The following is a 9,369-nucleotide window of genomic DNA, read 5'->3' as shown; positions in this document are numbered from 1 at the left end:
GGGATGCGGCTGCTGGTGCTGGCGCAGCCGGTGCGGTGGTGATGGGTGCTCAGATGGCCGCAGACATGGCGCAGCGCGGTGTGTCGGCGATCGACAGCCAGACCCGTGATGCGACCGAGGGTGTGTTGGATCCGGACGCGTTGGGGCCCGGGGAGGTCCGGCGATGACCGCGCGCATGTACGGCCGCTGGGAACGCCCCCGTTCGGCCGGGTTCTTCGGGCTGACCTGGGGTGTGTCGATGCTCGGGTTGGCGCTGATCGTCATGGTGATGGTCGGGTTCATGCTCACCCGATCGCTGTCGATCGCCGCCGGTTTGGTCGTGGCTGCCGCGCTGGTGTTCACGCCCTTGGCGATCACCCGCAATGGCCGCACCGGCTGGGAACTCGTATTGCTGCGGGCGCAGTTCGCTGCCGCCCGCGCTCGGGGTGAGCACGTCTACCAGGCGGGTCGCTTCTCCAAGATTCCCGGCCTGGCCAAACTGCCTGGGCTGCTGGCTGATTCGCGACTGTCGGAGTATGAGACCGCGGGTGGGAAGCGGTTCGCGATGATCCACATCCGCCGCAGCGACCACTACACCGTCGTACTACGGGTCATTCCGCGCGGCAAAGAGCTGGTCGACCAAGCCCAGATCGACGCCTGGGTCGAGGGATACGGCCAATTCTTGGCCACCCGGAGCCGCGGTGGGGAAGTGGTCGCGGTGACCTCGGTCCTGGAGAACGTGGTCGAAACCCGCCTCAAACAGGCCCGGGAAGTCGCCCGCCTGGTCCGCCCCGACGCCCCCGGCTATGCGCAGGCGGTGATGCGCGAAGCCGCCGCCGACATCGGCGGGGTCGGGGTACGCATCGAAGCCCGCATCGCGCTCACCTACCGCGCCATCGGCAAAGGCCGCATTAGGAGGGATGAGGCCGAGCAGGCCCGCGAGATCGGGCAACGCCTGCAAGGCGTGCTGTCTCAGCTCGCCCGCGCGGGGCTTCCGGCGACACCGCTGCAGGCATGGGAAGTGCTCGGGCTGGTGCGCACCCGCTACGACCTCGCCTCCCAACGCGATGTCGAAGCCGCGGGCCCGGACATCACCCGCACGCAGTCGTGGGACTCGGTGGGGCCGATCGCGCACCAGGACCGTTGGGATCACTACGTCCACGACGGCGCCCGCTCGATCACCTGGGAAATGGACGCCGCACCCCGCGGCGCGGTGATGGAAACCGTGCTCGAGGAGCTGCTGCGCCCGCGCGCGGACGTGCCTCGTAAGCGGGTGGCGATCGTGTACCGATTGCACTCCGCGGCCGAGGCCACCACGCTGGTGGACTCCGACTTCCGTGACGCGGTCGCCGCCGAGCAAACCGAACGCGGCATCGCCTCGGCCGCCGCGCGGATCCGGGTCGCCAACACCCAAGCCTCCCGCGAGGAGCAGGCACGCGGTGCGGGTTTGACCCGGTTCGGGGCGCTGGTCACGGTGACCGATCACCTCGACGGGGACCTGCCGGGGATCGAGGCGTCGGTCCAGGGGATGGCCGCCGCGTCCCGGCTTGGGGTGCGCCGCTGCTACGGCACCCAAGCCGCGGCTTTTGCCGCCTCGCTGGGGATCGGGTTGATCCTGCCCGAGCACACCTCCATCTCCAAGCGGGTGTCGGCATGACCGCGCGCAGCCGGAAGTCGTCGCGGCCTGCGCGCACCGAAACGGTCGCTGGTGTGCGGGTGCTCACCCCGCGGGCGCGCGCCGCGACCGAGGCGGCCGCCGCCCAGCCCGGTCTGCGTGGTTGGCGGGCACGGCTGGCGATATCGAGCGATGATCATCGCCGGACCACCGCCGAAGGCCGCGCGGAGGATCGGGTCGGCGACGGCTTCGACCGATCGCTGCTGCCGTTGACCGACCGCGGCTATCGCGGGCTCGGCGGCGGCCGCGCCTCGGTGGTGCCCAGCACACCGGAATGGCGGGCGACCACCGTGCAAGTCGCCGGCCTGTGGCCATTCGCCGTGGGTGCCAGCGCCCCCACGGTCGGCACCCCGGTCGGCGCGCACTACATCACCGGCGCCCCCGTGCATTTCGATCCGATGTCCTGGTTCCTGCGCGGGTTCATCACCGCACCGAGCGCGTTCGTGCTGGGCCTCAATGGTTTCGGCAAATCCAGCCTGATCCGGCGGATGGTGACCGGTGCGGTCGCGGCCGGGGAAACCGTGCTGTGCATGGGCGACACCAAACCCGACTACCGCGACCTCGTCGAACGCCTCGGTGGCCACGTGGTTGATGTCGGCTACGGGCACGGCACCATCAACCCCCTCGATGTCGGCGCGCTCGGCGCGGTCGTCGAGCGACTGACAGACCCGGATCAGCGCCGCCAGGTCGCCGCGCGGGTTGAGGCCGGGCAGGTCAATATCGTCGCCGGGCTTATCGAACTCGTGCGGGGATCGAGGGTGGCGGATTTCGAGGAAGTCCTGCTCGCCGCCGGGCTGCGCGAGCTCTACAGCCCGACAGGCGGATTCACCTATGAACAGCCGCCGCTGCTGTCGAACCTGCTCGAGGTCATCTCCGGCGGCGGCGACCAACTACGCCAGTTCGCCGAGGAAGACGACGACGCAACCTATCGGGCCAGCACAAAAACCCTGCGCCGTTCGCTGCGCGCGCTGGTAGAGGGGCCATTCGGCGCGATCTTCAACGGGCCCACCACCACCCGTCTGGATCTCGCGAGTCCGGCGGTGTGTGTGGATGTCTCTCGCATCCCCGAAGGCGACACCAAACTGCTAGCCGCGGTGCTGATGGTCTGCTGGAGCGAAGGTTTCGGCGCTGTCGCTGCTGCGCACGCCCTCACCGACGCCGGGCTCGCGCCGCCACGCACGTTCGAGGTCGTCATGGACGAGATCTGGCGCGTCCTGGGCGTCGGGGAGTTCATGGTCGACCGCGTCGACGCCCTCACCCGCTTACAACGCGGTCTGGGCACGGGGCTGATCATGTGCAGCCACACCATTAAAGACCTCGCAGCCTTCGATTCCCCCGCGGCCCAAGCGAAAGCGATCGGCTTCTTCGAACGCGCCCGCGCGAAACTCATCGGCCCGGTCGGCCCGGACGAAATCAATCGTCTCCGCGCCGCGGTCGGGATCACCGACACCGAGAAACTGCTCGTCACCTCGTGGGCTGCGCCGCGCCCACCCAGCGACGACGACCTGGACCCCACGCGACGTGAAACACCGCCCGGCACAGGCTGCTTTCTGTTGAAGACCGGCGAGGCCCACGAGCCGGGAATTCCATTCCGGCTGGTATTTACACCGACGGAGCGTGCCGGGGATGTGCACAACACGAACCGGCGCTTTGATGACCTGCCCGGTGCGGGGGAGGCGAGCAGGTGATTGCTGATGTGCAGGTTCCCATGACTGATTGCGCTTTCCCAAGCATTGTGCGCCAACCTTGCGGTTCCGCACGATCAGTGGAACATCACCGGCGAAATCTCCAGGTCATCGTAACAGGCGATGACGGCATAGATCGGTTGTGGGACACAGAGAGTCTCCGCCACTCACAGAATGCGCACTTCCCGCGGGAAGACCCGCGGAAGGTCAACGGACACCTCAGCCAAAGCCGGTTCAGGCGGCAGCAGCGCGCAAAGTCCGACCGGAACCTCCATCAAGCGCTGGAGGTTCGCGTGTTCGATTGCGGTTTTGTCAGTTCCGCGTGCTTCGTGCGGCTGCACCAAGGGCTGGCTGTGGTGACCGACTGGCTACTCGGCCCCACGTCCGAACAATGCAGCCGCCGAGACGACCGGCACACTGCTGCCTCCCATACGCGCACCAGCGAGTCTCGCATGACGCGACAGAAGCTGAGACGGCGCACCCAGAACTACGCCACGGAGGTTGGGTCATGACAGCGCCGAGGCAGCCGTGGGAGGTGTTGCCGCCGTGGAAGGTGCGGCTGCTGGAAAGCATTCAGGACCTCTCGGCGGAGGGCACACGACTGCTGCGTCACGGATATCCGAGTTACATCCGTTCCCACGGCAATAGTGAGATCCCGGTCCAGAACTGGCGAAGTCAACTGCGGGCACTCGAGGCTGTGCGGGGCGAGATCGAGATCCGTGCCCGCGGATGCTGCGTGCCGCTGCCGTTGATCGACGCGGCCCGGGAACTCGGGCAGCAGGGGCTGCGGTGGGCTGATCGCGATCCCGCGCCTCCGCAGCCGCCGCGCGGACGAGAGGCGATGCGGGCGACGATCATCGAGGCACTCGCCGAGGATGTGTGGCAGCTCGAACACATGACCGCCATCACCGCCGCGCGCCGCGACCGGCTCGCTGCCCACGGCACCCATTCCGACCCGGATCCCGTCGTGTCCAGCCAGTTCCAGACCAATCTGGGCGCAGTGTGGGAACACGCATGTGAGCTTGTGGCGGCGGCGGATCTCACCGATCGGGAACGTGTGCAGCTATGGAGAAGGGGCGCGCGGGGGTGGGGTGCCCTATTCGCCGCGACGGTCCACACCTACGACGAGCATGCGCTCGAGCAGCGGTGGCGCGCTTACGCCTGGCCGGGCATCGAGCACGAAGCGCGCCGACTCGTGCAGACCCTGCGCGAGACCAGAGACCTCGACCACGTCCTGGATGCCGACGCGTTACCGCCGCGGCCACAGGAATTGATCCAGCACGCCATGCACCACCTGTGGATGAGCGGCACCGCAGGCGATGGCATCGAGTACGGCGGACGCGGAGACCAAGCCGGTGCAGCCATCATCGCCGCGCTCCCCGAGGACATCGATCTGAGCTGGGCCGCCCAGCCCGCCGACGAACCCGATCCCGGTCCACCCGCACCACCGCACCACCCAGGACGTGAGCCAGGAGGGCCATCATGACCGAACCCCCGCCTGCCATGCCCTCAACCGGCACATCACCGATCTCCGTGCCGCGCACCGGGTGTCGGCGTGAGCACCGCGACCTTCCTCGCCGCGGTCGTGGCGGTCGCCGCGCTGTGCGCAGGAAACGCCGCGAACACACTGCTACCGCGCATGAGCACAGCCGACTGGCTGACACGACGTCCAGAAACCGACGCGGAGCGAGCCGACCGCGCACGCACCGACCAACGCCGCACCTACCACCGCTTCACCCCAGACGGACACCGCGACGCCCCGCCGAGCAACACCAAGACCCCTACCGAAAGCGCAAAGCCGATGAGACAACCCATGATTCGCCCACGCCGTCACGACCCCGGCCGCAAACAACACCGAGAACCTGCACCGGCGACGGGACAGACAGAGGAACGGATCCGATGAGCGGTGGCAACGAGCGCTGGCGGGCCACGACCCAGCTCACGACCATCGCCGAGGTCATCGACCGCTACAGGCGGCTGAATTCGCTCAGCGAAGCGATGGATATGACCGCAATGGACCCGTCCGACGAGCGGGACCAGGCACGGCATATCTACATGTGGGGGGTGCGGCACCTGCTGGCCGGGATGGTAGGGCATGTGCCTGCCTCCGACAGCGACCGACGACAGGCGCTGGAGAACGTCTTGGGCGAACCCGATACCAGTGCCTGTTACGGGCAGTCGATGGACACGCTCAGTAGGTATTGGAACAAAACCCGCCAGGATCTCGACCACGACATCGCCGATATTGCCGGAGTCCCACTGCTGCTGGGAATGGTACGCGCTCGTGACGACGTCATTGCCGACCTCGAGGATCAGCTCGCCGATCTCCGCGATGAGATCACCGACCGCATCGCTGACATCAACGAACGCGACCGGCAACTGGCTCAGCCCGACAGCGACCGGTTGATCACTGCGGCAGGGCTGGCTGGGAGTCTGCGTGCAGATGCCGAGCCCGGCGCCGAGGCGGACCCGGCGACCGACGCCGTCGCGACGCCGCACCTACCGGAGACCGGCCTATGACCGATCAACGACTCACTCCATCGACGGGCGGTGCACGGATACCAAGCAAGCCCAAGGCGCGGGGAAAGCGCACAAGCAATGAGACACCAACGCCGCGAAGTCGACGCGACGACCGATGGTTCGCGCCGGTCGTGATGACCACGGACGCAAGGAATACCGAGAACCTCCATGGACACCTCCTCGCAAGCGGTGGCCGCGACCGCTCTTGGTCTCCCCGTGGCGCTGCTTCTGCTGTTGCTGATGGTCATCGGCGCCGACCCGGCGCTGACCTGCACAAGCCCACTCTCAGCGGGCGGGGCGGCCGGAGTTGGGGGCACGACCGGTCAGTCGGTGGCGGGCCTGTCGGAGCGGCAGTTGCAGTTGGCGCGCAATGGCGTGGCGATCGGCAAACAGCGCGGGATGCCGGAGTCGGTGATCATCGCCGAGGTAGCGGCCCAGGCCACCGAGAGCACGTTCCGGAATCTGGCCAACCCGGCGGTGCCGGAGTCGTTGAACTACGCCAACGACGGGCTCGGGTACGACCACGATTCGGTCGGCCCACATCAAATGCGCGCCAGCATCTGGGGATCGGTCGGCATCGCCACGCTCATGGATCCGGTGTATCAGATCAACTGGTTCTACGACCACGCCGCACAACTCGGTGCCACCGCGGAGCGTATGTCGCCGGCCGAGCTCGCGCAGGCGATCGAACAGTCGGCACCGAACGCCTACGCCGGGCAACTGGAGTTGGCGCGGCGGCTGTATGTCTTGTTCGCCGATATCGACGTCGCCTCGATGCCCCGCGCGCCGGGCGGATCACCCGCGGCGGGATGCGGGCCGACTGGGTCCGGCACACCGTTGCCGGCGGGGGCGAGTGCGTTCGGGCGGGCGGTGATCGAGCACGGCTCCCGCTGGATCGGCACACCCTATGTGTGGGGCGGCGGCGACACCCAAGGTCCGACCGGCGGCGGGTTCGACTGTTCCGGGCTGACGCTGTACGCGGTCTACCACGCCTCCGGTGGCCGGATCCGTTTGCCGCACTACACCCAAGCCCAACAGGACCACCCGACCGCGCAACCGGTGCCCTTCGCCGATCGGGCACCAGGGGATCTGATCTTCTTCACCGCCCCCGGCGATACGGATTCCCATCACGTCGGCATCTACTACGGCCGCGACGAGCAGGGACGCGACCTGCTCCTGCACGCCCCACAGACCGGGCAAACCGTCACCCTCACCCCGCTGAGCGCGTGGAAGGGCGAACGCATGGACGTGCGCCGCTACAGCAGCCCCACCACCACCTCCGCACCAACCCCCGACACCACCCCGGGAGGTCGAGCATGAAAACCCTACCAAATCCTACGGGCCGGCAGCCGGGCGTCACACCGGAGATGGTCGTGCGTGTACGCGTGCTCGAGTTGCACGGGTTCACCAGTACGCGCCAGTTCGATCGCGTGGCGGCCGAGCACGGGTTCACCGACGCGTGCAGCTTCGAGCGGTATCTGACCGCGTTGCTGGTCGAAGCTGGGATCGACTACGAAGGACTCCGGCAAACCGAGGCCTCACGCCGCAGCATGCACCAGCGACTGGTGGCGATGGCGGCGCGAGGGCCACGGTTGACGTTGTGGTCGGCCGCCACCATGACCACCTTCACCATCTGCCGCGCCGACGGACAGGTCATCTGGCATGACCTCTTTCCCCGCAACACAGTGCTCCACACTGGTGCGGCCGCTGCGGAAGCTTCAGCACGACAGGCGATCTGGCTTGCCGGGCAAGCCCGCGTCGGTTGGGGAGCCGAAGCCGCAACCCTGCACCTGATCCTGGCCCGCAGCCGCCGCGTCAACCTCGAGAACCTCCACCACGCCGCCGCGACCGCCGACCTGGTACTGGACGTGGTCACTGACCCGGTGCACAACCCTGCCGCCGAACAATGCACCCGCCGCGACGCCGTCGACTGGCATAGCAGCGACCTCGGCTGCCTGCTGCACGCACACCGGGAGTCGGTATGACCCAACCGACACTCCTCACCACAGTGATCACTCTGGCGGCCCTGACCGCCGGATGCGCGACGAATATGCCCACACCCAGCGATGAACAGCGCTGCCGGGCAGCAGATTTCGCGCCACCGTTTGGCGAGGTGGACCCGTGCTCGGCCGACGCTGTGCTGACCGCGGCAGTGACGACGGTGTTTGGCTATCGGCCCAGCGAGCACCCTGATCAGCGCGCGGCGTTCCGGGCGGCGCGCCCGTTGATGGATCCCGGGTTCGCGCAGCGCGCGGAGCCAGCGGCGCTGGTGTGGGCGCCGGTGAGCGCTACCCAGTGGCAGCAGTGGCGCACCGACGCCGCCACCATCGCGGCATCGGCTCGTGTGACCAGCGACGACCATCCCGCCGACACCGTCACCACCGCACACCGTGTGCTGGCCGTCGCGCTCGAAGCCCGTAACCAGCCGCCGATCAGGTGGGCGGTGTACGCCCACGCCACCCGCACCACGGCGGAATCAGCGTGGTTGCTGACCGGATTGGAGGTCTTGTCATGAGTGACGATCCGGTCGGGCAGGCCAGCCAGGAAATGCGCCAGGGATTCGTCCAAGCCTTGCAGACCGCGCACACCACCGCTGCCCTGATGCGGGGACGTGGTGGGGAATCACGATCGAGGGCGGAGTCCGAGCAGCGGATGCACCTGGCCGGCGCCAAAGATTGGCGCTCGTTCATCGAACACCGCCAGCGCGTGATCGACGCCGTGGATTCAGCGCGTCAAGCGCGGACTCTGAACACCGCCAAGGTAGAGGAAGTGCGTGCCCGCATCGAGCGCGGCGGTGAAATGCACGAGATGGAGCAGTGGATCAAGGAGCGGCAAGCCGAACGCGCCGATGCCGACCTGGACCGCCGCGACGACGCGGGCGAACTCGAGCGGGAACACAACATCGAAATCCACGACTGGAAGGTCGGCGCCTACATCAACCGGGAGGCCCGCGCAGAGCAGTTGCACGAGCTCGACGTCGAATACAAGCAGTTGCTCATCGACATCCGCCGCCGTTCAGCCGGTTTCAGCGACACTCTGACCTCGCACGGAGAATCCGGCGAAGCGATGGCCTCGGCTGCGGCGTTCGCTGCAGCCAAGGGCGCCGAGGGGTTGTCCGAGCAACGCGAAGACGACTTCGACGCCTACGCCGAGCGGTTCGTCGAGGACACCGGCAGCGACTACACCGACATCATCGACGCCGACATCATCGACGACTTCGACGACCCCGACGTGACGGTGGAACCGCGGAGCAGGTCATCGTCGGTGTCGATCGAGGATGTCGTCGGGCTCACCGAGGAACTGAGTTTCGCCACCCACCTCGCCCATGAGTTCGCTGATCTGGCTGGCGGACCGGACAGCGACCCAGCTGAGGGGGCGGTGATCGGGGATGCGGTCGATGCCGCCGGACTCACCGGCGACGGCGTGGCCGAAGCGATGGATTCCGAACCCGACATCGACCCGTCCTCGGTTCACGTGGCGTCGGTCCCTGATCTGGGCAGGCAGCCGTGA

At 67.7% G+C, this 9,369-nt stretch carries 9 protein-coding genes; all 9 read left to right on the top strand.

Going from position 1 to position 9,369, the window contains the following annotated elements:
• The first annotated feature begins 163 nt into the window (after window positions 1-163).
• On the top strand, window positions 164-1,636 hold the full coding sequence (locus NA4_RS22755; protein WP_067473546.1) for an SCO6880 family protein: 1,473 nt from the start codon (window positions 164-166) through the stop codon (window positions 1,634-1,636).
• Window positions 1,633-3,342, top strand: a complete 1,710-nt coding sequence (locus NA4_RS22750; protein ID WP_067473544.1) for a putative type IV secretion/conjugal transfer ATPase — start codon at window positions 1,633-1,635, stop codon at window positions 3,340-3,342. Before NA4_RS22755 ends, NA4_RS22750 begins: the two co-directional genes overlap by 4 nt.
• A gap of 505 nt (window positions 3,343-3,847) precedes the next feature.
• Window positions 3,848-4,825, top strand: coding sequence for a hypothetical protein (locus tag NA4_RS22745; RefSeq protein WP_157129232.1), 978 nt, complete (start codon window positions 3,848-3,850; stop codon window positions 4,823-4,825).
• A gap of 69 nt (window positions 4,826-4,894) precedes the next feature.
• Window positions 4,895-5,242, top strand: a complete 348-nt coding sequence (locus NA4_RS22740; RefSeq protein WP_067473537.1) for a hypothetical protein — start codon at window positions 4,895-4,897, stop codon at window positions 5,240-5,242.
• Window positions 5,239-5,859 (top strand): hypothetical protein, encoded by a 621-nt coding sequence (locus NA4_RS22735; RefSeq protein WP_067473534.1) that lies wholly within the window; start codon window positions 5,239-5,241, stop codon window positions 5,857-5,859. Before NA4_RS22740 ends, NA4_RS22735 begins: the two co-directional genes overlap by 4 nt.
• 168 nt (window positions 5,860-6,027) lie before the next feature.
• Complete coding sequence (locus tag NA4_RS22730) at window positions 6,028-7,179, top strand: C40 family peptidase (protein ID WP_245671545.1); 1,152 nt, start codon at window positions 6,028-6,030, stop codon at window positions 7,177-7,179.
• A complete protein-coding gene (locus NA4_RS22725; RefSeq protein WP_157129231.1) occupies window positions 7,176-7,844 on the top strand; it encodes a hypothetical protein in 669 nt (222 codons plus the stop codon). The genes NA4_RS22730 and NA4_RS22725 overlap by 4 nt, the downstream gene beginning before the upstream one ends.
• Window positions 7,841-8,374, top strand: coding sequence for a hypothetical protein (locus NA4_RS22720; RefSeq protein WP_067473528.1), 534 nt, complete (start codon window positions 7,841-7,843; stop codon window positions 8,372-8,374). The genes NA4_RS22725 and NA4_RS22720 overlap by 4 nt, the downstream gene beginning before the upstream one ends.
• Complete coding sequence (locus NA4_RS22715; protein WP_067473525.1) at window positions 8,371-9,369, top strand: hypothetical protein; 999 nt, start codon at window positions 8,371-8,373, stop codon at window positions 9,367-9,369. The genes NA4_RS22720 and NA4_RS22715 overlap by 4 nt, the downstream gene beginning before the upstream one ends.

The sequence above is a fragment of the Nocardia amamiensis NBRC 102102 genome, from assembly GCF_001612745.1.
In the GTDB taxonomy this organism is placed as follows: Bacteria; Actinomycetota; Actinomycetes; order Mycobacteriales; family Mycobacteriaceae; genus Nocardia; species Nocardia amamiensis.
The sequence above is the reverse complement of the archived record's forward strand: the minus strand, read 5'-3'. Positions and strand labels throughout refer to the sequence as shown.

What these genes read in the sequence shown, in the direction of transcription:
- NA4_RS22755 (WP_067473546.1), top strand. Translation starts at nt 164, where the DNA reads ATGACCGCGCGCATGTACGGCCGCTGGGAACGCCCCCGTTCGGCCGGG.
- NA4_RS22750 (WP_067473544.1), top strand. Translation starts at nt 1,633, where the DNA reads ATGACCGCGCGCAGCCGGAAGTCGTCGCGGCCTGCGCGCACCGAAACG.
- NA4_RS22745 (WP_157129232.1), top strand. Translation starts at nt 3,848, where the DNA reads ATGACAGCGCCGAGGCAGCCGTGGGAGGTGTTGCCGCCGTGGAAGGTG.
- NA4_RS22735 (WP_067473534.1), top strand. Translation starts at nt 5,239, where the DNA reads ATGAGCGGTGGCAACGAGCGCTGGCGGGCCACGACCCAGCTCACGACC.
- NA4_RS22730 (WP_245671545.1), top strand. Translation starts at nt 6,028, where the DNA reads ATGGACACCTCCTCGCAAGCGGTGGCCGCGACCGCTCTTGGTCTCCCC.
- NA4_RS22725 (WP_157129231.1), top strand. Translation starts at nt 7,176, where the DNA reads ATGAAAACCCTACCAAATCCTACGGGCCGGCAGCCGGGCGTCACACCG.
- NA4_RS22720 (WP_067473528.1), top strand. Translation starts at nt 7,841, where the DNA reads ATGACCCAACCGACACTCCTCACCACAGTGATCACTCTGGCGGCCCTG.
- NA4_RS22715 (WP_067473525.1), top strand. Translation starts at nt 8,371, where the DNA reads ATGAGTGACGATCCGGTCGGGCAGGCCAGCCAGGAAATGCGCCAGGGA.